This is a genomic window from Mycobacterium sp. IDUB_3 (genome assembly GCF_055419585.1).
In genome coordinates this window covers 3,102,495-3,126,948 of record NZ_JBVAXZ010000001.1, presented here as the reverse complement: position 1 = coordinate 3,126,948, position 24,454 = coordinate 3,102,495, and the positions used below count along the sequence as shown (strand labels likewise).

Genomic DNA, 24,454 nt, shown 5'->3' with positions numbered 1-24,454 from the left:
CATGACGGCATCCACCTACGTCCCCACGCTGGCCCGCCCGATCGTCGGCGCCTATCGGGCGGCGGCCGCTCCGACCATGCGGTTGGGACACATGCTGCTGTTCTTCGTGCGGGCCGTGCTCGCCGTCCCCTCCGTGCTGCGCCAATACCGCACGGAATTCCTGCGATTGCTGTCGAATATCGCGTGGGGTAATGGCTCGATCGTCGTCGGCGGCGGCACGGCGGGCGTCGCGGTGGTGCTCGGATTCACCGCGGGCGCACTGGTCGCCGTGGAGGGTTATAACTTCCTCAATCTCCTCGGCCTGGGCCCGGCCACCGGCATCATCTCCTCGCTGGTCAACACTCGTGAGCTGGCGCCGATCATGGCGTCGCTGGCTTTCGCGATGCAGGCCGGGTGCAGGTTCACCGCGCAGCTGGGTGCCATGCGTATCGCCGAAGAGATCGATGCGCTGGAATCGTTGGCCATCCGCCCCATTCCGTACCTGGTCACGACGCGGCTCATGGCCTCCGTCATCGCCGTGATCCCGCTCTACATCGCCTGCCTGGCCGTGACCTATCTGACGTGTCAGGTTGTCGCCGAGGTGATCAGTGGCGGGTCCGTCGGGCCCTACCTGCACTACTTCACGATGATGCTGAGCGCCAAGGATATTGCCTACTCGGTGGTCAAGTGTGTTGTCTTCGTCTGGCTTTCGTCCACCGTGCAGTGCTACTACGGCTTCTATGCCTCCGGCGGCCCCGAGGGCGTCGGGGTAGCCGCCGGGCATGCGATGCGGGCGAGCATCACCGTGGTGATCATGGTCAACATGCTGCTCACGATGGCGCTGTGGAGCATCGACGCCGGCGCGAGATTCGGTGGCTGAATGCCGAATTCATTGGACTTCGACGGGCGGGGCCCTTCCGACCACCAGCTGCTCGCCATGGGCGTCGCGGTGCTGCTGATAGCGGGACTGGTCACGGGCAGCCTGCTGCTGAAGTCCACCGGCCGGCTCAACGACTACATCCGCGTGGTCGCCGAGCTGACGAACGTGGGCGACGGATTGCCAGCCCGCTCCGATGTGAAGTATCACGGGCTGCTCGTCGGCACCGTCGACAACGTCATCCCGGCGGCCTACGGCAAACCCAACTACGTGCACATCAACCTCAAACCCGAGTACGCCAAGGAGATTCCGGGTGCGGTAACCGCGCGGGTGGTGCCCAGTAACGTGTTCGCGGTCTCATCGGTGCAACTCGTCGACGGACGTCCGAGTTCGAGCATCCGCAGCGGGGCACGCATTCCTGAAGACTCGCAGCTCTCGACGGTGATCTTCCAGACCACGATCAGCAAGCTGCGGGACATCCTCGCCGCGACCGGCCGGGGCCGCGAAGACCACAGCGTCGGAATACTGGCCGCGGTCGCGACCGCCACCGATAACCGGCGCGGCGCGCTGCTCGCCGCCGGTGCGCAGATGACGCGGGTGCTCGATGAGCTCAACGGCATCGTTACCACCGACCCCGGGCCGTCCACAGTGTCCGCGCTGCTGGATGCCACCCGGGGCCTGCAGTCCACAGCGCCCGACCTTGTCGACGTCCTGCATGACGCGGTCAAACCGATGCAGACCCTGGCCGAAAAGCGCGAGCAGTTCCGGTCTCTCGTCACCGGTTCGCACCACACTTTCGGGGTGAGCCGCCAAGCGTTCGACAACCACACCGATCAGCTGATCGAGATGACGCAGAACCTTACGCCCGTGCTGGGCGTGTTCGCGCTGCACAGCGACAAGTTCGTGCCCATCTTCACCAGGTTGAACCGGTTGTCCGACAAGTTCTTCGAAGAGGTATGGGATCCCGAACTCGACACGGGAAACATGCGGGTCAATCTGGCACTGACGCCGACCTACACCTACACGCGTGCCGACTGCCCGCGTTACGGCCAGCTACTCGGACCGAGTTGCTATACCGCCCCGACGATCGCGGTGCGCCCCGACCTGCCCGAGGTTCTGCTGCCGCAGAACTACCACCCGCCCGCGGATTTGGCGCCGCCTGCGGGAACCCAGATAGGGCCCGACAACAACCTCGTTCCCGTCGGGCCGCCGCTGTACAACCCCAACCCGAGCCTGCAAGATCCCAATCCACCGTTGCCGTGGTGGCCGTGGCCGACCGGCCCGGCTCCCCGAGTCCCGGGAACCGCCGATCCCGACGACGCGCCACCCCCTGCGGGTCCGCCGCCGGCACCAAGCGGACCGCCCGGTGCGGTCGCACCATCGGGGTACGGCGGCAACGTCGGTCCGGTTGGCAGTCAACACGAGCGCGACCAGCTGGGTTGGATCACCGGCCAGGGACGGTCGGCGTCGGTGGCGACGCAGCTGTTGCTCGGGCCGGTGGCACGCGGCACGGCGGTCTCGCTGAAGCCCCTTCAGCAACCTGCGGGTGGGCCGAAATGAAAGTGCGGGGTCCGCTGATCGGTCTGTCGGTGTTCATGGCGCTCGCCATCGCCGTGACGTGGATGGTCTATGCCACCCTGCGGCGAGACGTGGCCGGACCGACCACTGGCTACGCGGCGATGTTCACCGACGTGTACGGGTTGCGCGTCGGCGATGACGTCCGGATGGCCGGCGTGCGGGTTGGCCGCGTCGAAAACGTAGAACTCACCGGCAAATTGGCGAAGGTCTCGTTCATCGTCGAAAACGAGCAGCACTTGTACGGCAACACGGTCGCGTCGGTCACCTACCAGAACATCATCGGGCAGCGGTACCTGGGCTTGTCACTGGGCGAAATCGGCAACCGGGGCCTGCTCCCCGCCGGAAGCGTGATACCGGTGCAGCAGACCGACCCGTCCTTCGATGTCGGTAAGTTGCTCAACGGTTTCGAGCCGCTGTTCACCTTGCTCAATGCCAAGGACGCGGACGACCTGACCAAGGGCGTGCTGCAGTCGCTGCAGGGTGATCAGGCGTCCATCCCGCTGCTGGTGGAGCAGACGTCGACGATCACCCGAACGTTGTCCGCGCGCGATCAATCCCTGGGCGACCTCATCGGCAGCCTGACCAAGGTCACCGACACCGTCGCCCGGCAAAACGACGACCTTGATCACGCGCTCGACCAAACACGTGATGCGGTAGCCAATTTCGACGACCGCCGTGCGTCATTGCAGGACTCGGTGGGCTCGATCGCTCGAGTGACCCGTCGGCTCTCGGCGATCGCCGACGACGTGGATCCGTCGTTGAACGACCTCATCACCCGAGAACCCGGGTTCAGCAAGCACATGGTCGGCATCGAAACCCAGCTGGCCTTTACCGGGGACAACCTTCCGCTGCTACTCAAGGGTTTCGCGCGAGCGGTCAGCGAGGGTTCCTACGGCAATGCCTACGCGTGCGACCTGAACGCCACTGGCTTCTTCCCCGGGCTCAACGACATCACGACATTCATCGTCAACGCGGCCACACCGGGGAACGCCTATCCGATCACCACCAAGAACATGGGGTGGCATACCCCGCGATGCAGGAACATGGCGAATGGCTGACTCTCTCAAGGCCCGGTGGTCGCGGCGTCGCCCGCTGGAGTCATACAACAGGACCTGGCTGGGGCTGGCGGGACTGGTGGTGGTCGCCGTGCTCGTCGCGGTGTCGTTGGGAATCAAGCTGCTCGGTATCGGCTACACCCGCTACACCGCCGAATTCCTGCAAGCCGCAACGCTGCGACCCGGCAACCCCATCACCATCGCCGGCATCGAGGTCGGACACGTCACCAGCATGAAGCTCGATGGTGACCACGTCGAGGCCGGGTTGACCGTGCGCGACAACGTCCTCCTCGGCAAGGACACCCGAGCGGTGATCAAGGTGATGACCATCCTGGGTTCGCGCTATCTCGAGCTGGTGCCGGGCGGCTCGGGTTCCCTGCCTGCCAAGACGATAAGCCTGACCCATACCGAGGTGCCCTACGACCTGCAGTCACTACTCGAAGACGCCACCACCACATTCGAGCAGGTCGATTCCGACCAGTTCGCGCAGTCACTCGCGGTGCTGGGCAAGCAACTTGGCGGCGTGCCACCACTGATACCGCAGGCCGTCGCGAATCTGCAGACACTGTCGACCATCACCGCCGATCGGCGAGGCCAACTCGGCACATTACTGAAAAGCACTCAGCGAGTGGTCAATACCCTGCGGCGTCAGCAGACCAACATCGGGCATCTGATGGATCAGGGACAGGATCTGCTCGGGCACCTGGTGGCCCGCGAGGCCACCTTCCACGGCATGTTCGCCGGGCTGACGGATCTTGTCGACCAGCTCGACAAGATCGTTGTCAACAACCGGCCGCTGCTCGACGAGCTGTTCGCGAACCTGCACCAGCTGACGAACATGGTCGGCCAACACGACGACTTGCTGCGCAACCTCCTGCAGGTCGCCCCGGTGACGCTGCGGGGTCTGACCAACGCCACCGGCTACGGGCCGGTCGTCGAGTTCAACCTTCCCAACGGTCTCGCCATCGATTCATGGATGTGTGCCATCAGCGGTCGCGCCAAAGAGTTCAAAATGATCCAGTATTTCAAGGACTGCAAATGACCTCCGGCACGCGCAAACTCATCGCCGTGGGCGCCGCGGTCGCGGCGCTGGCCGCCGTCGCCATCGGGTTGGCCGGCCACTACGTGAAGTCACGCTTGGACACCATGACGGTAACCGCGCAATTCGACAGCGCCGCGGGGCTTTACGAAGGCAATGTGGTGGCGGTGCTGGGAATGCCGGTGGGCAAGGTCAGCAAGGTCACGTCCAAAGGCAGCTACGTGGAAGCCGAGTTGACCGTGGACAAGAAAGTCAAGATCCCGGCGGCCGCCCGCGCGGTCACCATAACCACCTCCATCCTCACCGACCGGCAGGTGGAACTGACCCCGCCCTACCGGAGCGGCCCGGTGCTGAAGAACCACGACACGATCGGTCTCACCCGAACCAAGACCCCGGTGGCTTTCGACCGCGTGCTCGACATGCTCGACAAGGTTTCCAAATCGCTGAAGGGGGACGGAAAGGGCGGGGGCCCCGTGGCCGACCTGAGTGACTCCGCGGTAGCCATCACCGATGGCAACGGCAAGAAAATCCTGTCTGCTCTCGACCAGCTATCCAACGCGCTGCGGCTGAGCTCTGAGCGTGGTGGGACCACCCGCGAGCAGTTGACCACGATCATCACCGACCTCAGCTCGATAACGGAGGCCGCCGCCCGTAACGACACCAAGGTGCGTCAATTCGGTTCGACGACACGCCAACTCAGTCAGATGCTTGCCGACGAGCAGTTCGGCGCCGGTACCACTGGACGCACCATCAACCGAATCCTCGAGGAAATCACCACGCTGCTCGAGCAGAACCGGGACAACCTCAAGCAGGCGGTGCATAACGGCGACACCGTCGCCAAGACGATCGTCGAGGATCAGCGCGGAGTGTCCGAAATGCTTGACGTACTCCCCATGACACTGGAGAACCTGTACAACACAGTCGATCAGAACAACGGAGCGATACGTGTGCACGGGCTGCTCGACAAGGCCCTCACCGACAGCCAGTCCGCCAAGGAACTCTGCAACCTCATGCATTTGCGCCAACTCGGCTGCAGCACAGGCACACTGCAAGACTACGGACCCGACTTCGGCCTGACCTACATTCTCGACGGTCTCTCGGCGATGGGACAGTAGCGATGAACGTGGTCAAGAACAAAACGTTGGCACTGGCGCTCAGCGCAGTCATGGTCAGTTCCGGTTGCGCCACCAACGGGTTGTCCAGCCTGCCGCTGCCGGCACCGGGAATCGGCAACGTCGGATATCTACTCAACGCCATCTTCTCCAACGCGCTGAACCTTCCAGCCCACGCGAAAGTCAAACTCGCCGGTGCCGACGTCGGACAGCTCGAATCGATGGTCGCGCGCGACTACACCGCCGTCACCACCCTGCGAATCATGGACGGCGTCCGGGTCCCCGTCGGCAGCACCGCGGAGCTACGGTCGGCGACACCGCTCGGCGACGTGTTCGTCGCGATCAAGCCACCGACCCCGATGGACTCCCGCGCGCCGCTGCTGAAAAGCGGCGACACGATCGGCCTGCCGGCCACCCGCGCCGCGGCTACCGTGGAAAGCGTCCTGAGCTCGGCCGCGCTGCTGGTCAACGGCGGCGCGGTCCGCAGCTTCACCAAAATCGTCAACGGCGCGGGCAAGGCGACCGGCGACCAGGGACGCGCGTTCGGCGACCTGATCAACCGGACCAATCTGCTTCTGAGCAAGCTCAATTCGCGCTCCGAGCAGATTGACGCGGCGGTGACCGAGACGGCCGGACTCGCCGACCGGCTGGATCAGAAGAACCAGGCACTCACCGACATTCTGCAAGCCGTCGGCCCGGCCACCAACGTGTTGTCCAGCAATGCCGACGAAATCGCCGACGTGGTCGACGAGCTTGGTGCCACGACCCATCAGCTGTCCAAATTCCCGACGATCGCCGGCACCGACAAGACTGGCCGCAGCGTCATCAAGGACGCCAACACCGTCGCCGCCGCGTGGAATGACGTCGTGTTGAGCCCCGATACCAGCCTCGCAGGCCTCAACAGGTTGATCCCCCCGTTCGTGAAAGCCACTCCCAGCGACGCGATTTCGGTGCGCGGCAGCTTCGATCGGCTGGTCATGGGATCGCGGCCGGGTACCGGGGCGGAAACCGGAGGATTCAAGGGCGATCCGGCATTTCACGGGCCCATGCGCCGTGACTGGAACTACATGATCGGGTCGATTAAATACGTCCTGTGGCGCCTGCAAGAACGGGTCGTGGGCCGCGGGCCCCAGACACCGATGGGCCAAAGCCCTTGGACGCCGGTCGGTCCGCCGCTTCCGCCCGCACCCGCCGGGGAGGCTCCACCGGATCCCATGATCCCGGAGCCGCCGCGATGATCGACACCGTCGGCGGACTCATCGTCGGCGCCGTCAGAGCCGGCCACCGCCAGCGCGCCTGGCTATCCGGGCTCGCGCTGGTGCTGACCCTGGTGGTCGGCATCGCCTACCTGGCGCTCGGAGCGCTACGGATCAATCCCCTGGAATCGACCTACCGGGTCACCATCCGGCTACCCGAATCCGGTGGGCTACTGGCCAACCAGGACGTATCGGTCCGCGGAATCCGGGTCGGGCGGATTCAATCGCTGAGGCCCACACCCACTGGTGTCGAGGTCATCGCCAACATCGATGCCGATACCAAGATCCCCGCCGCCAGCCCGGTACGGGTGTCCGGGTTGTCCCCGGCCGGCGAGCAGTACGTCGATTTCGAGCCTGCATCCAACAGCGGCCCGTTCCTGTCGAACGGCAGCGTGATCGGCCCACAACACACCGCCACGCCCACCCCGCTCTCACAAGTGCTCGCCGACGCCGATGGGCTGCTGGCCCAAACCGACCCGAAGAAGCTCGAAATCGTCAAGCGGGAACTGAGTTTGAGCACGGAGGGCCCGCAGAAGCTGACCGACATCATCGACGGCTCCACCTTCCTGCTGTCGACGATCGACCCGGTGCTGCCGCAGACGGTGAGCATGCTCAAGACCAGCCGGGTGGTGCTGACCACCCTCTCCGACAAGAATGCCGGCCTCGGTGCGACGTCGCGCAATGTCGGCGATCTCATGACCGGCGTGAACAAGATGGACCATGGCTACCGCAAATTCGTCGGTCAGACCCCGCACGCCCTGTCCGCGGTGGACAACCTGTTCGACGACAACTCCGACACCATGGTCGGGCTGCTGGCCAATCTGGTGACCACTGCCCGAATCGTCTACCTGCGTGTCCCGGCGCTGAACGCGGTCTTTCCGGACTATCGCGGCTCGACACTCGAGGCCCTGATGACCACCATGCACGAGCATGGACTGTGGGCGACCGCCGACATCTACCCGCGCTACACATGCGACTACGGCACCCCGCGGCGGCCGTCGTCATCGGCGGACTACCCCGAACCCTTCCTGTACACCTACTGCCGAGACGACGACCCCCAGGTATTGGTGCGAGGCGCCAAGAATACGCCCCGACCGGGTGGTGACGACACCGCGGGGCCACCGCCCGGCGCCGACCTCGGTCAAACGGCGGATCCAACCCCGAAGGGGCGCTTCACCATTCCCACGCCGTACGGCGGTCCGGTGCTGCCGATAGAGCCGCCCCACTGAATACACGAGCATTCGAGAAAGCAAGGAGGCACCACCGTGACGGTCACCGCCGACCAGGAATGCAGCACAAGCGAAGACATCGAGAAGCCGCCTGACGAAGAGCAGATGGCGCCGGTGGGTGCGGGCAAGCAAATTGCAAAAGGCGCCCGGCAGTGGAAAAGCTACGCCCGCATCGCGCTCGTCGTCGCCGTCTACGCGGGGGCGATCGGCCTCGCCGGCGGGCTGGGCTGGAAGCTATGGGATCAGCACGCCGTGAGCCAGGCCGGGCAGGCAGCCCAGCGGACCGCGGTCAACTATGCCCAGGTGCTGACGAGCATCGATTCCAACCAGGTCGACCAAAACTTCACAGCCGTACTTGACGGAGCCACAGGGGAATTCAAGGACACCTACACCAAAGCCAGCGCCCAGCTTCGGCAGTTGCTCATCGACAACAAGGCCGCGGCACACGGAACCGTGGTGGACTCTGCGATCCAATCGCAAACGAAAAGCAAGGTGGTGGTGTTGTTGATGGTGGACCAGACGGTCAGCAACGCGGTGCGTCCCGACGGCCGAGTCGACCGAAGCCGGATGAAGGTCACGATGGAGAACGTCGGTGGCCGCTGGTTGGCCAGCAAAGTCGAATTACCGTAGGACGTTTCGATATGCGGATGAACCGGCTCTCGGTCGCTGTGGCGGCGGTGACGACCGCGATGTTGAGCGCACCGGTGGCATCGGCGTCGGCGCAGTCGTTCTGCGGCGATCTCGGCGGCGATTGGGACGGGCAGTACTGCCACACCTCGGTGCTGTCCGAGCGAAAAGCCGTTCGCGACATCAAGATAGCGCTGCCCGGGGATCTGGTCGAGAACCCCACCAGCGGGCCGCCCATCCGCGAATACCTGCGCAACCTGATGAACAACTGGCGCACCAAGGGCGCTTCGATGGTCCAGGACAGTTGGGGCGAGGAGAATTATCAGGTGTTCGCCCATGGGCCTGCACTCACCATGGCCTTCCACGAGGACTACCACGCCGACGGCCCGGCGTTCAACAACGCCTATCGCACATTCACCTTCGATATGGCGGGAGGCAGGCGGTTAACGTTGGCCGACATCACCAAACCGGGTGTCGATCCGCTGACCGCCATTCCGCCGCTGGCCGAGCCGTTCGTCCAAGAGGCACTCGACCGCGCCGCATGGCAGCACAATCCCGGCACTTATCCATTCACCGTCGATCGGTGGACACCGGACAAGGTGTTCTCGGGGGGTTATAAGGCGTGGGCGCTCACGCCCGACGAGCTGATCTTGTACATGCCGGACTATCCGGTCGGCCATGACTCTCCTATCCAGTACGGGCAGTCCGAGCAGTGGTCGATGGACGGAGGCGCCGTCGAGCCGCACATTCCGCTCAGCGCACTCGGCTCGGTGCTGCGTCCGGAATTCGGCGGAGCATAACGGGGATAGACACCTGATGACCTCGCATACAGCGCTGCGCACAGTCGCGGGCGGTCGGCGCGCCGACCGCGCGATTCCGGTCGTCTACCGATCGCCCGGACAGCCGCCGCTGCGGCTACGGTGATCTGTATGCCGTCGGCTAGCCGCTCGTCCGCAGATCAGGTGAAGCGGCGCCCGAAGGACCGCAAGGTCCAGATCGCCCGCGCCGCCACCGATGCGTTCAGCGAGTTGGGCTATCACGCAGTCAGCATGGAGAACATCGCGGCGCGGGTGGGAATCTCCGCAGCCGCGTTGTACCGCCACTCGCAGGGCAAGTACGACCTGTTTCGCGACGTCTTCTTGGCGCTGGGGCAACAACTCGTCGACGCTACGGCGTTCGCGGATGCTTTGCCCGCCGACGGCGATCCCGAGGAACAACTCAGCGCGCTCGCCGATGCGCTGATCGACACCACGATCGTCAACCGCACCGCCGGCGGGCTGTATCGGTGGGAGGGCCGCTACCTGCGGGGCGACGATCAGCGCGCTCTGGCCGAACAGATCAAAGTGATCAACCGTCGCCTGCAGCGTCCGCTGATGAGGCTGCGGCCGAAATTGACGTCGCGGCAACGCTGGATCCTGTCGGCGGCGACCCTGAGTGTCATCGGCAGCATCACCGACCACCGGTCCCGCCTGGGTAATGCCGAGATCCGCGCGGCGCTTGCCGATATTGCGAGCGCGGTGTTGCAAGCCGAGTTGCCGAACCAGCGGGGTCGCGGACCCGACCAGCCACGGTCATCCACGCTGACCAGCGCGGCCGGAAGTTATGAACTGCTCTTGCACGAATCGATGCGCCTGTTCAACGAGCGCGGTTATCGCGAAACCGGAATGGAAGACATCGCCGCAGCGGTCGGCATACCGGTCGCCAGCATCTATCAGTACTTTCCAGGTAAGGCCGCCATTTTGGCGGTCTACTACCGGCGCGCCGCCGACCAACTCTCCGGTGACCTGTCCAGCATCCTGGCCGCCAACGCCGACCCGGAACAGGCGCTCGCGCAACTCATCGAGGCCTATGTCACCCGGTCGTTCGCCAACCCCGAACTGGCCTGCGTGTACTACACCGAGCGTCACAACCTGCCCGACACAGACGCGGTACTGCTCTACAACATTCAGCGCTCCACCGTCGAATCGTGGGCCAGCCTCGCCGTCGCGGCCAGCCCGGAACTCACCCTTGGTCGCGCCCGCTACGCCGTGCACGCCGCGTTCGCACTCGCGGTGGACATCGGGCGCCTGGTCTACCCCGACACCAGTGCGGCAGCGAGCCTCACGGTGCGCCGCCTGATGGAGGTCACGGTGCTGGGACGACCGGCCGCACCAGCCCGTACTGCGCCTCGGGGTGGTCGACAGCGCCGCTGACAGGGCTTCCCGGGACAAGCCGCAACCGAAGAATGAATCTCCACTTGCGCCTTGGACGTTCACCTCACCCAGCAGTTGGGCCGATCGAACGTGCTGTTCCGGCAGCATATCCCGTAGTCGACCGTCGCACCTGACCGCTGCCGATCGGTCGACAGCACTACCAAATCGCACGAACCGGCATTAACATAGATGCGTCTGATCCCCGCGCCGGGGCGTGGTGCGGTGCTCATCACTTCGGGTGGGCCGCTTCGAACCCGGCAGCGCCCGCGCGAAAGGCATGCCCATGCTCGCCAGGATTCGCACACTCCTGGAGTATCAGTTGACCATTGCCGAACTACTGGGCCTGGCAATACTGCTGGGGACCCCGTACCTGATCGTCGGCGTGATCTGGTCGAGCACCCACACCCAGCATCTGCACGACATGCACGGTGCCGATCTGGTGGTGTCGTTCCTCGGCTCGATCGTGTCATGGCCGGTGCTGCTTTTCGCCAACGTGTGCATGACCTAGGCGGCTCGCATGGCCAACCGCGGGCCGCTGATCGTTTTCGCCGCCGTGATCTTCCTGGCCGGGGGGCTCTTCGCTCTGTACCTCCCGGTATTCATCGACGCCTACGATCAATTCGGCTGGCAAGTCAAGTGCGGCAACGGCTTTACGACGGAGCTGAACCAGGCGTCAAGCGCGGTCGGCGGCCCGGGCACCAATTACGTTGACCAATGCAATAGCGCGCTGATGGCGCGGCGGCTGTGGGCCATCCCGACGGCGGTCCTGGGCGGGATGGCGCTGACCTGGCAGGCAGGAGCGGTACTCGCCCATGACCACCGGCGGCCGTCAAGGTCCACGGCGCAATCCCCATCCTGAGACCGATCGCGACTGAATTGGACCAAACACCGTGCGAATAACTAGCTTTCGCTGACTACCGCGTGCTCTCGTCGGGAAGGTCGTGCCGAGATTGATGCAATCCCGGACCATCCGGATCTTCGTCCTGGTGATCGAGTTGCTCTTGCAGCTTGCGCTGTTCCTCGGTTGCCTTCCGCGCGTCCTCGGGCGCCGCGGGCGGGTCGAAGTTGACTTGCTGATCCACCGAGATCTCCTCTGAACGTTGCACTGCCTCTAGTCAGGATCTCCCGAAAGGCGGCCCCCGAAACCCGGCCAATTCCGTCGGTGCCGATCGCGCTGCTCACGGCGCCGTGGGGGTCAATATTGCTTGACTACCGCGCGCGGGGCCGTCCGCCATGTTCTGCTCCCGTTGTCCTGCTGACGGGGCGGCTCGAGGAGCAACACGGCCAGCCCGTCGAGCAGCACCGGGCGCCAGGAGCAGGGACGCTCCCGCCGACGTCCGCGATCGGTCGTCGACCCCGGATACCGCTACGAATTCATCGAGGCCGACGATGAAGCAGTCGCGGTTGCATCGGCAGTGCCGGAGAGCTGGGACGGCCCGTAGGCCGCGCCCTCCGTGAGGCGGTCAGCCGAGGTGTGCGGACAGTAACCAGGCGCCCACGGACTTGCGACCGTTGTCCTCGTCGCGAATGTCGGCACCGGCGAAGGCCTCAAAGCCGGTCAGGAAACTCTCGGGCACGTTGGCGTGGATGCGGGCCGGCCGGATCTCGTCGATCACCCAGTACTTCGAGACCACCTCACGCAACTCGTGCTCGGTGACCGCATTGATGGGGCTGTCGGCCGGCATCGCGCCGCGGTCGAAGACGAGCACGAAGTAGGAGGCGCCCGGCGCGGCGGCCCGCACGATCGACTGCTGATAGCCCTCGCGCAGTTCAACCGGCATCGAGTGGAACAGGGTGCTGTCGACAATGGTTCCGAAGCGGCCGTCGTAGCCGGTGAAGGCGCTGATATCCGCGACGTCGAAGGTGGCACTGGTCAGGCCTCGCCGGGCGGCTTTCTCGGTTGCCAGTGCGACGGCGGTGGGTGACTGGTCCAGACCCACGGTGGTGAAGCCGCGCTCGGCGAGGTACAGCGACACCGCCGCCTCGCCGCAACCGGCATCGAGCACGTCGCCGTGGAACTTGCCGTCCTCGATGAGGGCCGCGATCTCTGGCTGTGGCTCACCGATGCTCCACGGCGGCCGGTTACCCTCGCCCATTTCGGGAGCCTCACCCCGGTAGGCGGATTCGAACATCTCTTGAGTCGGTTGTGTCATGACACCGTTTATATCAACGAGCCTGATGTATGTCAACTAGGCTGATATAGCGGCGGCGGCCCGCCGACTCGCTGGATGGCGGACTAAATGGCACGCCGCGCAACCCCAGCCTCGATTCAGGCTCGCTCCTACTTGAGCGTCGCGGTCAGGTAGCCCGACGCTTCGCCGAATGAGGCCAGCTCGTCCTTGGGTACCGCGAACCCCTGGGCGGCGAAAGCCTGATCGGTTGTCCGGATATCGATCCGCCAACCGCGTGCGGCCAGGTATTCACCGGCGGGATTGCGGTCGCCGGTGTAGAACAGCTCGGACAGATTGATATTGGAGCCGATGCGCTGAGACCGCTCGGTCAGCTTCTGCGCCCAGTCCGAGGGGATGTCGCGCAAGTCCATGTGTTCGGTGGCGATCCGGCTGCCCGGCGCCGAGACGGCGACGATGTTGTCGAACAACCGGTCTTGTGCCTCGGGCGGCAGGTAAACCAGGAGGCCCTCGGCGCTCCATGCGGTTGGCTTTTGGGCATCGAACCCGGCCGCCGCGAGGGCGGACGGCCAGTCGTCGCGCAGGTCGATCGACACGGTGCGGCGCTCCGCGGTGGGTGTGGCACCCAGAGCCGCCAGAGTCCGTGTCTTGAATTCGATGACCTCGGGCTGGTCGATCTCGTACACGACCGTGCCCGCCGGCCAGGGCAGCCGATAGGCCCTGGTGTCCAGGCCGGACGCGAGAATGACGGCCTGCTGGATACCCGATTCGGTCGCCTGCACGAAGAAGTCATCGAAGAACCGCGTGCGCACCGTGATCTGCTCCTTCACGGCCTGGCGGTTCAGCAGCGGATCGTCGCTGCGGTCAAGCTGGTTGTCGAGGAGCTTGATGAAGACATCGCTGCCCACCGCACGGACGAGCGGATCGGCCCAGGGGTCGCTCAGCAAAGCTTCCGGGCCTTGGGACGCGATCGCCCGCTGTGCGGCCACCGCCGTTGCGGTGGCTCCGACGCTGGAAGCCAGATCCCATGTGTCGTTCTCGATGCGGGCCACGCCCGTCTCCTCTCCGCGACCTACGCGCATTTAGTTAGCTCATTTAAGCGACTCCTCAACTGTACGCTTTGGCGCGCGGGCCACCGGTCAAGCGGCGTTGGCCGTGCAGGCGAGCCCGGGGAATGCAGCGGTTGGGCATGGGTGTTCGCTGTAGGTATGGCTGACGAAATCGAATTGAGCCCGCGGGGTTGGGTGCGCGACCAGACCGAACAGATTTTGAGTCAGGGCACGACCGATGGAGTCGGGGTCTTCGATCGGCCGATCGTTCTCCTGACCGTCACCGGGGCGAAGTCCGGCAAGCAGCGCTACGTCCCGTTGATGCGGGTCGAGAAGGATGGCCGCTACGTCATTGTCGCCTCACACGGCGGCGCCCCGGAACATCCGGTTTGGTACTTCAACCTGAAGGCGAATCCGGCGGTGACGCTGCAAGACGGCGACAAGGTTGTCCGGTTGACGGCCCGCGAGCTCGAGGGAATCGAGCGCGAGGAGTGGTGGCAGCGAGCCGTTGAGGCGTTTCCTCCCTACGCGGAATACAAGACGAAGACGGCCCGGCAGATCCCGGTTTTCGTTTTGGAATAACCGCTTTCGATCCTTTGCGCGCCGGCGGCGATGAGTACGCGAAAATTTGCATTCGATATGCACTCGGCTCGTCCGGTTGACCGCTCGTGTGCCGTCCACCTACCTTCGAACGCATAGGCCAGGCGAGTCCCGCCGAACAATGACGTTCAGGTAGCTGTGATCGCCTGTGCCGCACGGCTTTACGCATTTCCGACCCTGCTGTGCCGGGTTGGATATCGAAAAGCCCACCACCTAAGACCAATTCAGGGGAGGGCCAGTGCAACGAGTGAAACAGCCAGAACCGCAGGGCATGGAGGACGGCGCCCCGTCTCGAAGGGACCGGATGCGTGAGGTCCTGAAATACGACCTGCCCGCCTCGCTGGTGGTCTTCCTGGTGGCGCTGCCGTTGTCGCTCGGGATCGCGATCGCCTCCGACGCACCGGTTCTCGCCGGCTTGATTGCGGCGATTGTCGGGGGAGTCGTCGGCGGATGGATCGGCGGATCGCCGTTACAGGTCAGTGGTCCGGCGGCCGGGCTGACCGTCGTCGTCGCCGAATTGGTCTCCCAGTTTGGCTGGGCCATCACATGTTTCATCACGGTGATCGCAGGTGTTCTGCAAGTCCTGCTGGGTTTCAGCCGTATTGCCCGAGCTGCACTGGCGATATCTCCAGTGGTGGTGCATGCGATGCTGGCCGGCATTGGAATCACGATTGCCCTGCAACAGGTGCATGTGCTGCTGGGCGGCGCCTCGGAGAGCTCGGCCTGGAGCAATGTCACCGGCCTCCCCGCACAGATTATGGGTGCGCACCGACCGGGACTTGTCCTGGGTCTCCTCGTGATCGCCATTCTGGTTGCCTGGCGCTGGGTTCCGGCCCGGGTGGCCAAGGTCCCCGGCCCACTCGTAGCGATCGTGGCGGTCACGGCCATTTCAGTGATCTTCCCGTTCAACGTATCCCGCATCGTTCTGGATGGCTCGGTGCTCGATGCGCTGCGTCTGCCGTCGATACCGCACGGGAATTGGGGGGCTGTCGCGATCGCCGTCATCACCGTCACCTTGATCACCAGCGTGCAGAGCCTGCTGACGGCGGTATCGATCGATCGCATGCACACCGGCGCGCGTACCGACTTCAACCGCGAGCTGATCGGGCAGGGTGCGGCGAACATCGCGTCGGGTGCCATCGGCGGCCTTCCCATCGCGGGCGTCATCGTGCGCAGCGCGGCCAACGTGAATGCCGGCGCCAAGACGCGTGCCTCGACGATCATGCACGGCGTATGGATACTGCTGTTCGCCGTACCGTTCGCAGGACTTGTCGAAAAGATCCCCACCGCCGCGCTTGCCGGCCTGCTCATCGTGATCGGCATCGAGCTGTTGAAGCCCGCGCACATCGAAACCGCTTTGCGGAACGGCGATCTCGCCGTCTACCTGGTGACCGTGGTCTGCGTCGTCTTCCTCAACCTGTTGCACGGCGTCATGATCGGCCTGGTGCTGGCCGTTGCCGTGACCGGATGGCGCGTGGTGCGAGCCAGGATCGAGGCCGAGCAAGTCGGTGACGGGTGGCACGTCGTGGTCGAGGGCGCGTGCACCTTCCTGGCGCTGCCCCGGCTGACTGGAGTCCTGGCGTCCGTGCCCGAACGTACGTCGGTCACCATCCACCTGCTCACCAACTATCTTGATCATGCGGCGCACCAGGCGATCAGCGACTGGCAACGGCGGCACTGCGCCACTGGCGGACAGGTCCGTGTTCGTGACACGGTCGACACGGGTGAATCCGACGCCCTGGCCACACGTGGCCTCATGGAATCCGTTGGCCCCGCAGAGAAGTCATCGAAGGCTAACCGCCGTAACGTGCACCTGAGCCTGGTCGAGGAGTTGTCCGCGGCGGGGACCAAGTGATCGCCCGGCGCGGCTACTTCAGATCCGCGGCTACCTGCTCCAAGGCGGCCAGGTGTTCGTCGACATTCGCGAAACCGGCCTTCATGGTGTTCACCGACAGATGGCTGGCGCCGGTGGCTTTCCATGCGGCGATGGTGGCGGCGAGCTTGTCCCGGTCTTGGATCCAGCTGACCCGGCCTTCCATTCCGAGGCTCCCCGGGTCGCGGCCGGCCGATTCGGCCGCGCGGTTCACCTGTTCGAGGGCGCGATCCAGGCCGGGGCCGGGCCCCAGCATCGGAAACCAGCCGTCGCCGAGGCGGCCGGCGCGTTCATAGGCCCGATCCGACGCCGCACCGAACCACACCGGTATCGGGCGCTGGGGCGGCAGCGGGGCCAAACCGGCGGCGGTCACCGTGTGGTACTTGCCGGTGTAGGTGACCGACCGTTCGGTCCACAGCTTGCGCATCACCTCGACCTGTTCCTCGGAGCGTCTGCCGCGGTTGGTGAACGACTCTCCGAGCGCTTCGTACTCAACGGCGTTCCAGCCCAATCCAATTCCGAATCTGAAACGGCCGCCGGTGAGCACATCGACTTCGGCCGCTTGCTTGGCCGCCAACACCGTTTGGCGTTGCGGCAAGATGATCACCCCGGTGACGAGTTCCAGTGAGGTGACGGCGGCCAGGTAGCCGAACATGACGAACGGCTCATGAAAGGTCGAGTCGATGTCGTAGGGCCCCTGGAAGCCGTGATGCACCGTCGGGTCGGCGCCGACGACGTGATCGTAGGCGAGGATGTGGGTGAACCCCAGTTCCTCGACGCGCTGACCGTACGTGCGGAGGACGGCGGGGTCCGAGCCGAGCTCGGTCTGCGGGAAGACCACTCCAATGCGCATTGGGTGTGCAACCACCTCGCATCCCGTTTAGTTCCCGTGCAACGAAAGACCCAGCGCCCCAATCGGCACGGGCCGGTCAACCGCGGTCATTGGCAGGATATTCCACTGCCCGATGCCCGAGACAAATGCCGGCTTCAAGGATGATGTAGTCGTGACGGTGAACAGTGTCAGTGGGGTGCTGCGAGTCGGCGAGATGGAGCCGACCTTCGAACGAGAGTTGGCTGCGCGTTACGTGATTCCGAAACTTCCGAACGGACCCGCGCGAGCGCAGTTTCTGGCCGAGCACGGCGCCGGTGTGCGCGTGCTGGTGACATCGGGATCACCTGGCGTCGATGCCGCCACCATCGCGGCGTTGCCCGGCCTGGAGGTCATCGTCAACAACGGCGCCGGGGTGGATCTGATCGATTTGGGTGCGGCGAAGCGTCGCGGTATCGGAGTGAGCAACACTCCCGACGTGCTGTCGGACACGGTTGCCGATACGGCCGTGGGCCTGATTCTGATGACCCTGCGCGGTTTCGGTGCCGCCGATCGCTACGTGCGCGCCGGTCGATGGGCACACGAAGGCCCGTTTCCGTATGCCAGGGATGTCAGCGGTCTACAGGTCGGCATTCTGGGACTGGGCCGGATCGGTTCGGCGATCGCGACCCGGCTGCTCGGATTCGACTGCGCCATCGCCTATCACAACCGCCACCGCATCGAGGCATCGCCATTCCGCTATGCCGAGTCGCCGATGGAGCTCGCCGAGTCGGTCGACGTCCTGGTCATCGCCACTACGGGCGACCGCAGTACGAACAAGCTCGTCGACCGCGCGGTGCTGCAGGCCTTGGGTCCCGAGGGCTACCTGATCAACATCGCCCGGGGCAGCGTCGTCGACCAGGACGCGCTGGTGGAATTGCTGGCCGCCGGGGAACTGGGGGGCGCGGGGCTGGACGTCTTCGCCGAAGAACCGCAGGTACCGACCGAACTGTTCGACCTGGACAATGTGGTGCTTCTCCCGCATATCGGCAGCGCCACCGCGCGGACCCGGCGGGCCATGGCACTGCTGGCGATCCGCAATCTCGACAGCTACCTCAAAACCGGCGAATTGGTCACACCCGTTCTGCCGCCACGTCGGTAGGCCCTGCCGGAACGCGGTTCGGCGCCGTGACCTGGCGATTCGGGACGGCGATGCATCTGTAGCCGAAGCGATACTCGCGGAAGGTTATTGCGCGATCCGCATCTGGGTATTCGGCTGTTATGAGTCCACTACTGCCGGAGACCGCCACGCCGGTGCGGCTGACGCTTGCCGGCACAGCCCGCCCCGATACGGCGGCGGAGTGGCGCCGCGCGCTGCAACGGTGGCTGCAGCAGGACGTGCGCGCGCCGGAAGAAATTCGTGAGGATGTCGTACTGGGCGTCAACGAGGCGCTGGCGAACTGTGTTGAGCACGCGTACAGCTCGCATCGCCAGGCGGGCGCCATGAAACTTCAGGCCAGCTACGACCCCGGCGCCGAGTCGATTCGGGTCTGCGTCAGCGACCGCGGAAGCTGGCGGAAGCCCTCGTCCAGGCACTCCAGCGACCCGCGCGCGTCGCGCGGAATCTTGCTGATGCACGGCCTCGCCGACCACTGCACCATCCATGCCCGCCCCAACGGCACCAGCGTCTACCTGGATTACGCGACCGACGCGGAGGCCGCCGGTCGCAACCAACGTTGAAGCACGCTACCCGCCCGAAGTCAGGCGCCTGATCGCGCCGAGGGCGTGAACTTGACCGGCATCTTTTCCAGGCCGCTGACAAAGTTCGCCGGACGCAGCGGCAGTGGCTCCCCGGACGCCAGCCGCATATCCGGCAGACGTTTCAGCAGGCGCTCGAGCATCATCGACAGCTCTAGGCGCGCCAGCTGATTGCCTAGACAGAAGTGGGTTCCGAACCCGAAGGCCAGATGGTTGTTGGGGTATCGGTCGATGCGGAAGTTCTCCGGATCACCGAACACCGCCTCGTCGAAGTTCGCCGATTCGAACAGCAGGATGATCTTCTCGCCCTGCTTGAGCTGTGCGCCATGAAAGTCCAGGTCGGCGGTCATGGTGCGCGCCATGTTCTTGACCGGGGCGGTCCACCGCAGCATCTCCTCGATCGCGTTGGGTAGCAGCGCCACATCATCGACCAGCTGCCGGTGCTGTTGCGGGTGCCGCAGAATCTGCGCGGTACCGCCTGACAGCGTGTGCCGAGTGGTCTCGTCGCCGCCGATCAGAAGCAACAGCACCTCGGTGACGATCTCGTGGTCGGCCAGCTTTTCGCCGTCCACCTCCGCGTGCACCAGCACACTGACCAGGTCATCGGTCGGATCCGCCTTGCGCGCCGCGATCATGCCTGTCATGTATTCGGTGTATGCGGCGAATGCATCCACCGAGACCTGGAAATCCTCCTGTGCGGTCGTGCTGCTGAGCAAGGTCACCATGTCGTCGGACCAGCGAAGGAACATCTGGCGCTCCTCCGGAAGCACCCCGAGCATGTCGCCGATCACCGCCATGGGAAGCGGCGCGGCGAGGTCCCAGACGAAGTCGCACTCGCCCCGTTCGCAGACGTTGTCGATCAGCGCATCGCACAGCGCGCCGATCGAGTGCTCCCTGTCCTTTACGCGTTTGCGGGTAAAGCCCGCGTTGACCAGCTTGCGTCGCAGCAGATGCGCGGGGTCATCCATCGCGATCATCATCGGAGGTGCGTCCTGGTCCGGCCGGATACCGCCGGCGTTGGAAAACAACTCCGGAGCACGCTCGGCGTCGATCACCGCCTGGTAGCTCGCCGCGGCCGCCAGGCCATTGCGGTCCCGAAAGACCGGTTCGTTCTCGCGCATCCATCGATAGACCGGCCGCGATTCGCCCGCGTAGAAGGCGCCGTCGGTCAGGTCGATGTCGGGCCGCAGCTGACTGCGCGTATCAATAGTGGTTGGCACGGTGCACCCTTCTCCCGCCTGCGCTGACTTACCGTGGACCTTACAGTAGGAACTGTGGTATTCCCCACAAAAGGTGTCCCCACAGGCGGCGTCAGAGCCGCTCGTCGGCGGAGCTCCGCATCGCCGCCATGCGCGCATGAGGCGTCAAGCGATGCAACGCATCTCAGATGCCCGCGATTAGCTCCAGATCCTTCAAGGCTGCATCGAGGTGGCCGAGCATCCGCTGCAGGTGCGGGACGCTGCGGCGGCATCCGACCAGACCGAAGTCGAGGTTGTCCGCGTTGTTGGTGACCGTGATGTTGACCGCCTGGCCGTCGAGTGGGATCGACAGCGGATAGTTTCCGTCCAATCGTGCTCCACGCCAATACAATTGGTCGGGATTACCGGTCGAAACGTTCGAAATGACGATGTTGAACGGCGGTGAGCCCGCAGACAGGTAACCGGGGATCAGACCGAAGAACAGACCGCCGATGTTGAAGGCGGACAGGGCCAGCTGCTGAACCGGAGGTAGCTGCCAGAACACCTCTTTGGTCTCGCGGATGGACGCGCTGATCGTCTCCAGCCGCTTCGCCGGGTCGTCGAGGTTGGTTGCGAGGTTGCACAGGAAGGTCCCGACGTTGTTCCCGCCGCGGTCATCGTCGTCCTTACGCAGATTCACCGGGACCATGGCGGTCAGGGGCGCCTCCGGAAGGGCGTTCTGATCGAGCAGGTAGGCGCGCAAAGCCCCGGCGGACATGGCGAGGATGACATCGTTCACCGTCGTTCCCGTGGCCTCCTTGACCGCCTTGATGCGCTCCAGCGAGTAGGACTGGGCCGCTACCCTGCGGGCGCCGCCGATCCGCACATTGAACATCGAGCGCGGCGCCCGGAAGGGCAGGGTCAGTTGTTGTTCGAGCAGCGCCGCGCGCGCGAGCTTCAGCGTGGACGGCGCCAAGGTCAGCGCCGACCCCGCGGTGCGGCCGACCCTGTCGAAAAGGGACGACTGCTGCTTCCGCCCGCTGCGTTTGCGCGGACCCAGGCTCCACGGCACCCGCACTTCGTCGTCGTGCGGATCGGGCGTGAAAGCGCGCTGCACCAGGCGTAGCGCCGAGACACCGTCCATGAGGGAGTGGTGATACTTGGTGTAAACCGCATATCGCCCGTCCTGCAGCCCTTCGACCAGATGCGCCTCCCACAGTGGACGGTGCCGATCGAGCAGGCTGCCGTGCAGCCGGGACGCCAACTCGAGCAGGTCCCGGACTCGTCCAGGTTCGGGCAGAGCCGACCGGCGAAGGTGGTAGTCGAGCTCGACTTCCTTGTCCACGGACCACGCGACATTGGTGAGGCCGCCGAAGAAGGCCGGGTGCTTACGGAAGGACGGTTGGACGTCCGTGCATTCGAGCATCGCTTGGTACGCCTCGCGCACGAAGTGGGGACCGGCGTCCTCTGGCGGCTCGAAGAGCTGCAGCGAGCCCACGTGCATCGGATGTTCGCGTGACTCGCCGATGAGGAACAACGCGTCCGTCGGTGATATCGGTTCCATAGTCGTTCCCATTCCCTCCGCTGCGCCGCCCGTCCAGCACATGCCCCTTTCGTATTAGCCGCGCAGAGCGATTGCTAATCGCAAATGAGCGTTCGGACTCGTCGTCGGCCAGAGCGCTTGCGTGCGCGTTCGTTTGGGTGTTCACGCTCCAGGGTGGCCTGCTTGCGTTGCTCACGCAGCTGCGACCCACCGAGCCATTCCGTCAAACCTGTTGGAAGGCAATTGCTTTCCGATGCCAAGCGCCGCGTGAGCTGTTGATCGGGGCGTCACTTTGCGTTGGGCGGCGGCTAGACGCCGGTGGCCTGGAAGATGACCCGTCGCGCGATCTGGACCGCGTGGTCGGCGAAGCGTTCGTAGAAGCGGCCCAACAGAGTGGCGTCCACGGCGGCGGCGACCCCTTGCGTCCACGCGGGATCCATCAGCGTCGCCAGCAGCCGGTGATGCAGCTCGTCCATCGCGTCGTCGTCGTGGCGGATCTGGGCCGCCCCGCGCGGGTCTTGCGACACCAACACCTGCCGCGCGCCGATGGCCAGTGCCTCGGCTGCCTCACCCATGGCGGCGACGTAGGGCCGCACCTCGGCGGAAACGGCCGGATAGGGATGACGGCGGCGGGCGATCTTTGCGATGTGGACGGCCAGCTCGACCATCCGTCGCGCATCCGCGGCGATCCGGAGCGCGCTGACGACCGCGCGCAAGTCCGTGGCCACGGGCGCCTGCAACGCCAACAGCGCGAATGCGGTCTCCTCGACGTGCGCGTCGAGGGCGACGACGCTGCGGTGCCGGGCGATGACGGATTCGGCCGTCGTCAGGTCCGTTTCCAGCAGCGCCTCGCTCGCCTGTGAAATCGCCTCGGCGGCCATCGCGCACATGTCCGCGAGCTGGTCGGTCAGCGTGTCCAGCTGCTGGTGAAAACGGCTCCTCATCCTCACGGAATAACCCGCTGCTGCCAAATCAACCTCCCCGCGCTCAACGGCGGTAAGTCCGTTACGGGTCGGCGCTTAGCTGACGTCCTCGGCGAGCGCGCGAGCCTCCCGCTCGGTTTCCACGGCAGGCCCGGAGCCGGGCAACGGCTTGCCGGCGACTTCCGGGGTGAACAGCAACGTGATGGCTCCCACGACGCCGCCGAAGATCAGCATGTAGGCCGGCACCATCACGTTGCCGGTGCCCGAAACCAGCGCCTGGGCGATCAGCGGTGTGATGCCGCCGACCAGTGAAATCGAGATGTTGTACGAAATCGCCAGCGCTCCGTAGCGCACGTTGGTGGGGAATAAGGCCGGCAGCATGGCCGGCCCGGTGCTGTCGAAGCACAGTTCCATCAGGCCGATCAGCAGCACGCCGAGGAAGATCACCGGGTACACACCACCGAACCGGATGAGCAGGAACGCCGGGATGGAGGCTCCGATGAGCAGCCCACAGCCCGTCCACATGATGGGTTTGACGCCGATGCGGTCGGACAAGCTGGCGACGAGCACCACGGTGACCATCAGGATCGCCAAGGTGGACACGATCATGACCAGGCCGGCGGTGTGCCCGACGCGGACGAAGAGTCTGAGATACGTCGGCAGGTACCCGGTGAGCATGAAGTCGGCGACCTGGGAGGTCAGCACCAGCGCCGCGCAGATCAGCATCGGGCGCCACTGGGCCGCGACCGTGCGCAGAATTTGCTTTGGTCCTTGGCCGCCCGACGCGGACGCGCCTTCGTTCGCGCTCTGGTAGGCGGAGGATTCCTTGAGACGAAGCCGTAAGTACAGGGCGACCAGTCCGAAGGGCAGGCCCAGCAACAGCGGAATCCGCCAGCCGTACGTCAGCATGTCGTCATCCGGTAGCCAGGTCTGTAGGCCGGTCACCAGCAACCCGGCGAGGACGAATCCGACCAGATTGCCCATCGGCAAGAAGCCGACCATCATGCCGCGTTTTTGGTCGGGGGCCTGCTCGACGAGATAGGTCATCGCGCCGACGTACTCGCCGCCGGTCGACAGGCCCTGAAAGATTCGTGCGATCACGAGCAGGATCGGCGCCCAGATGCCGATGGTGCTGTAGGTGGGCAGCAGGCCGGTCATGGTGGTGCTCACCGTCATCATGAGGATGGTGACCACCAGCACCCGATGCCGTCCGATCCGGTCGCCCAGCGGCCCGAAGATGAATCCACCGAGCGGCCGCACGACGAACGCCGCCGCCAGCGTGCCGAAGGTCGCGATGAGATGGACGCCGCTGACGCTTTTGCCGGGGTAGAAAACCTGGGCGATCGTGGTGGCGATATAGCCGTAGACCCCGAAGTCGTACCACTCCATGAAGTTTCCGATGGCGGTACCCATGATGGTCTGGCGCATCGCCGGATCGGCGACCCTGATTTCTTTACGTGCCCATTTCCTCCGGCCGCGTCGAGTACCCATCGAATGATGGCTTACCCGAAACATTCCTGGGACGAACCAGCGGGGTCGGGTAATCACACCGATCTCCGGGTTACCCACAGACCGCCGCGATGAGCCGACCAGGCCACTGCCGGCCGTGATCGGGTCTGGAAAACACAGCTAGGCGTGCGCCGCCATCG

General features: G+C 64.9%; 24 protein-coding genes. 16 read left to right on the top strand and 8 right to left on the bottom strand.

Translation table 11 applies throughout. From position 1 onward, the window contains the following. Window position 1 precedes the first annotated feature (1 nt). The 12 genes from ACZYVJ_RS14450 (at window position 2) to ACZYVJ_RS14395 (ending at window position 11,803) form a co-directional block, all read left to right on the top strand. On the top strand, window positions 2-859 hold the full coding sequence (locus ACZYVJ_RS14450; RefSeq protein WP_463831635.1) for an MlaE family ABC transporter permease: 858 nt from the start codon (window positions 2-4) through the stop codon (window positions 857-859). Continuing rightward, window positions 860-2,416 carry an MlaD family protein gene (locus tag ACZYVJ_RS14445; protein WP_463831634.1) on the top strand — a complete coding sequence of 519 codons (1,557 nt, stop codon included), beginning with the start codon at window positions 860-862 and terminating at the stop codon, window positions 2,414-2,416. Next, window positions 2,413-3,492 (top strand): MCE family protein, encoded by a 1,080-nt coding sequence (locus ACZYVJ_RS14440; RefSeq protein WP_463831632.1) that lies wholly within the window; start codon window positions 2,413-2,415, stop codon window positions 3,490-3,492. The genes ACZYVJ_RS14445 and ACZYVJ_RS14440 overlap by 4 nt, the downstream gene beginning before the upstream one ends. Then, window positions 3,485-4,531, top strand: a complete 1,047-nt coding sequence (locus tag ACZYVJ_RS14435; RefSeq protein ID WP_463831631.1) for an MCE family protein — start codon at window positions 3,485-3,487, stop codon at window positions 4,529-4,531. The genes ACZYVJ_RS14440 and ACZYVJ_RS14435 overlap by 8 nt, the downstream gene beginning before the upstream one ends. Further along, window positions 4,528-5,643: an MCE family protein gene (locus ACZYVJ_RS14430; protein WP_463831630.1), complete on the top strand. Its 1,116-nt coding sequence runs from the start codon at window positions 4,528-4,530 to the stop codon at window positions 5,641-5,643. The genes ACZYVJ_RS14435 and ACZYVJ_RS14430 overlap by 4 nt, the downstream gene beginning before the upstream one ends. Before the next feature lie 2 nt (window positions 5,644-5,645). After that, window positions 5,646-6,878, top strand: a complete 1,233-nt coding sequence (locus ACZYVJ_RS14425) for an MlaD family protein (RefSeq protein WP_463831629.1) — start codon at window positions 5,646-5,648, stop codon at window positions 6,876-6,878. Continuing rightward, window positions 6,875-8,125: an MlaD family protein gene (locus ACZYVJ_RS14420; RefSeq protein WP_463831628.1), complete on the top strand. Its 1,251-nt coding sequence runs from the start codon at window positions 6,875-6,877 to the stop codon at window positions 8,123-8,125. The genes ACZYVJ_RS14425 and ACZYVJ_RS14420 overlap by 4 nt, the downstream gene beginning before the upstream one ends. 36 nt (window positions 8,126-8,161) lie before the next feature. After that, window positions 8,162-8,755, top strand: coding sequence for an Mce protein (locus ACZYVJ_RS14415; RefSeq protein WP_463831626.1), 594 nt, complete (start codon window positions 8,162-8,164; stop codon window positions 8,753-8,755). Between the two features lie 11 nt (window positions 8,756-8,766). Continuing rightward, a complete protein-coding gene (locus ACZYVJ_RS14410; RefSeq protein ID WP_463831625.1) occupies window positions 8,767-9,552 on the top strand; it encodes a mannan-binding family protein in 786 nt (261 codons plus the stop codon). A gap of 129 nt (window positions 9,553-9,681) precedes the next feature. Continuing rightward, complete coding sequence (locus tag ACZYVJ_RS14405) at window positions 9,682-10,944, top strand: TetR/AcrR family transcriptional regulator (protein WP_463831624.1); 1,263 nt, start codon at window positions 9,682-9,684, stop codon at window positions 10,942-10,944. Between the two features lie 283 nt (window positions 10,945-11,227). Then, entirely contained in the window at window positions 11,228-11,452 is a 225-nt protein-coding gene (locus ACZYVJ_RS14400; protein WP_064878624.1) for a hypothetical protein, read from the top strand. A 9-nt stretch (window positions 11,453-11,461) separates the two neighbouring features. After that, on the top strand, window positions 11,462-11,803 hold the full coding sequence (locus tag ACZYVJ_RS14395) for a hypothetical protein (protein WP_463831623.1): 342 nt from the start codon (window positions 11,462-11,464) through the stop codon (window positions 11,801-11,803). A 55-nt stretch (window positions 11,804-11,858) separates the two neighbouring features. On the opposite strand, the gene ACZYVJ_RS14390 is transcribed toward ACZYVJ_RS14395, so the two are convergent. From ACZYVJ_RS14390 to ACZYVJ_RS14380, 3 genes are all read right to left on the bottom strand, one after another. Beyond that, window positions 11,859-12,026: a hypothetical protein gene (locus ACZYVJ_RS14390; RefSeq protein ID WP_170880089.1), complete on the bottom strand. Its 168-nt coding sequence runs from the start codon at window positions 12,024-12,026 to the stop codon at window positions 11,859-11,861. Window positions 12,027-12,407: 381 nt separating this feature from the next. Beyond that, window positions 12,408-13,097 (bottom strand): class I SAM-dependent methyltransferase, encoded by a 690-nt coding sequence (locus ACZYVJ_RS14385; protein ID WP_463831622.1) that lies wholly within the window; start codon window positions 13,095-13,097, stop codon window positions 12,408-12,410. 128 nt (window positions 13,098-13,225) lie between these two features. Beyond that, on the bottom strand, window positions 13,226-14,125 hold the full coding sequence (locus ACZYVJ_RS14380; protein WP_463831620.1) for a class I SAM-dependent methyltransferase: 900 nt from the start codon (window positions 14,123-14,125) through the stop codon (window positions 13,226-13,228). 156 nt (window positions 14,126-14,281) lie between these two features. On the opposite strand from ACZYVJ_RS14380, the gene ACZYVJ_RS14375 reads away from it, so the two are divergent. Together ACZYVJ_RS14375 and ACZYVJ_RS14370 are read left to right on the top strand one after the other, a co-directional pair. Further along, window positions 14,282-14,704: a nitroreductase family deazaflavin-dependent oxidoreductase gene (locus tag ACZYVJ_RS14375; protein ID WP_463831619.1), complete on the top strand. Its 423-nt coding sequence runs from the start codon at window positions 14,282-14,284 to the stop codon at window positions 14,702-14,704. A 289-nt stretch (window positions 14,705-14,993) separates the two neighbouring features. After that, window positions 14,994-16,577 carry a SulP family inorganic anion transporter gene (locus ACZYVJ_RS14370; protein WP_463832995.1) on the top strand — a complete coding sequence of 528 codons (1,584 nt, stop codon included), beginning with the start codon at window positions 14,994-14,996 and terminating at the stop codon, window positions 16,575-16,577. 13 nt (window positions 16,578-16,590) lie between these two features. On the opposite strand, the gene ACZYVJ_RS14365 is transcribed toward ACZYVJ_RS14370, so the two are convergent. Beyond that, entirely contained in the window at window positions 16,591-17,448 is an 858-nt protein-coding gene (locus tag ACZYVJ_RS14365) for an LLM class F420-dependent oxidoreductase (RefSeq protein ID WP_463831618.1), read from the bottom strand. Window positions 17,449-17,560: 112 nt separating this feature from the next. Between ACZYVJ_RS14365 and ACZYVJ_RS14360 the strand changes: the two genes are divergently transcribed. Next, the gene (locus ACZYVJ_RS14360; protein WP_463831617.1) at window positions 17,561-18,565 is read left to right on the top strand and encodes a 2-hydroxyacid dehydrogenase; all 1,005 of its coding nucleotides are present in this window, start codon (window positions 17,561-17,563) and stop codon (window positions 18,563-18,565) included. A 152-nt stretch (window positions 18,566-18,717) separates the two neighbouring features. Continuing rightward, complete coding sequence (locus ACZYVJ_RS14355; protein WP_463832994.1) at window positions 18,718-19,143, top strand: ATP-binding protein; 426 nt, start codon at window positions 18,718-18,720, stop codon at window positions 19,141-19,143. A 20-nt stretch (window positions 19,144-19,163) separates the two neighbouring features. Here the strand turns inward: ACZYVJ_RS14355 and ACZYVJ_RS14350 are convergent, their stop codons facing one another. The 4 genes from ACZYVJ_RS14350 to ACZYVJ_RS14335 form a co-directional block, all read right to left on the bottom strand. Beyond that, on the bottom strand, window positions 19,164-20,381 hold the full coding sequence (locus ACZYVJ_RS14350) for a cytochrome P450 (protein WP_463831616.1): 1,218 nt from the start codon (window positions 20,379-20,381) through the stop codon (window positions 19,164-19,166). Between the two features lie 163 nt (window positions 20,382-20,544). Beyond that, complete coding sequence (locus tag ACZYVJ_RS14345) at window positions 20,545-21,903, bottom strand: WS/DGAT/MGAT family O-acyltransferase (protein ID WP_463831615.1); 1,359 nt, start codon at window positions 21,901-21,903, stop codon at window positions 20,545-20,547. Between the two features lie 287 nt (window positions 21,904-22,190). Then, window positions 22,191-22,826 (bottom strand): phosphate signaling complex protein PhoU, encoded by a 636-nt coding sequence (phoU, locus tag ACZYVJ_RS14340; protein WP_463831614.1) that lies wholly within the window; start codon window positions 22,824-22,826, stop codon window positions 22,191-22,193. A 75-nt stretch (window positions 22,827-22,901) separates the two neighbouring features. After that, window positions 22,902-24,233, bottom strand: a complete 1,332-nt coding sequence (locus tag ACZYVJ_RS14335; RefSeq protein WP_463832993.1) for an MFS transporter — start codon at window positions 24,231-24,233, stop codon at window positions 22,902-22,904. Window positions 24,234-24,454 lie beyond the last annotated feature (221 nt).

Coding starts and splice junctions, on each gene's coding strand:
- ACZYVJ_RS14395 (WP_463831623.1), top strand. CDS start 11,462: ATGGCCAACCGCGGGCCGCTGATCGTTTTCGCCGCCGTGATCTTCCTG.
- ACZYVJ_RS14400 (WP_064878624.1), top strand. CDS start 11,228: ATGCTCGCCAGGATTCGCACACTCCTGGAGTATCAGTTGACCATTGCC.
- ACZYVJ_RS14435 (WP_463831631.1), top strand. CDS start 3,485: ATGGCTGACTCTCTCAAGGCCCGGTGGTCGCGGCGTCGCCCGCTGGAG.
- ACZYVJ_RS14445 (WP_463831634.1), top strand. CDS start 860: ATGCCGAATTCATTGGACTTCGACGGGCGGGGCCCTTCCGACCACCAG.
- ACZYVJ_RS14375 (WP_463831619.1), top strand. CDS start 14,282: ATGGCTGACGAAATCGAATTGAGCCCGCGGGGTTGGGTGCGCGACCAG.
- ACZYVJ_RS14410 (WP_463831625.1), top strand. CDS start 8,767: ATGCGGATGAACCGGCTCTCGGTCGCTGTGGCGGCGGTGACGACCGCG.
- ACZYVJ_RS14450 (WP_463831635.1), top strand. CDS start 2: ATGACGGCATCCACCTACGTCCCCACGCTGGCCCGCCCGATCGTCGGC.
- ACZYVJ_RS14440 (WP_463831632.1), top strand. CDS start 2,413: ATGAAAGTGCGGGGTCCGCTGATCGGTCTGTCGGTGTTCATGGCGCTC.
- ACZYVJ_RS14365 (WP_463831618.1), bottom strand. CDS start 17,448: ATGCGCATTGGAGTGGTCTTCCCGCAGACCGAGCTCGGCTCGGACCCC.
- ACZYVJ_RS14430 (WP_463831630.1), top strand. CDS start 4,528: ATGACCTCCGGCACGCGCAAACTCATCGCCGTGGGCGCCGCGGTCGCG.
- ACZYVJ_RS14370 (WP_463832995.1), top strand. CDS start 14,994: ATGGAGGACGGCGCCCCGTCTCGAAGGGACCGGATGCGTGAGGTCCTG.
- ACZYVJ_RS14420 (WP_463831628.1), top strand. CDS start 6,875: ATGATCGACACCGTCGGCGGACTCATCGTCGGCGCCGTCAGAGCCGGC.
- phoU (WP_463831614.1), bottom strand. CDS start 22,826: ATGAGGAGCCGTTTTCACCAGCAGCTGGACACGCTGACCGACCAGCTC.
- ACZYVJ_RS14345 (WP_463831615.1), bottom strand. CDS start 21,903: ATGGAACCGATATCACCGACGGACGCGTTGTTCCTCATCGGCGAGTCA.
- ACZYVJ_RS14335 (WP_463832993.1), bottom strand. CDS start 24,233: ATGCGCCAGACCATCATGGGTACCGCCATCGGAAACTTCATGGAGTGG.
- ACZYVJ_RS14360 (WP_463831617.1), top strand. CDS start 17,561: ATGCCCGAGACAAATGCCGGCTTCAAGGATGATGTAGTCGTGACGGTG.
- ACZYVJ_RS14425 (WP_463831629.1), top strand. CDS start 5,646: ATGAACGTGGTCAAGAACAAAACGTTGGCACTGGCGCTCAGCGCAGTC.
- ACZYVJ_RS14405 (WP_463831624.1), top strand. CDS start 9,682: ATGCCGTCGGCTAGCCGCTCGTCCGCAGATCAGGTGAAGCGGCGCCCG.
- ACZYVJ_RS14385 (WP_463831622.1), bottom strand. CDS start 13,097: ATGACACAACCGACTCAAGAGATGTTCGAATCCGCCTACCGGGGTGAG.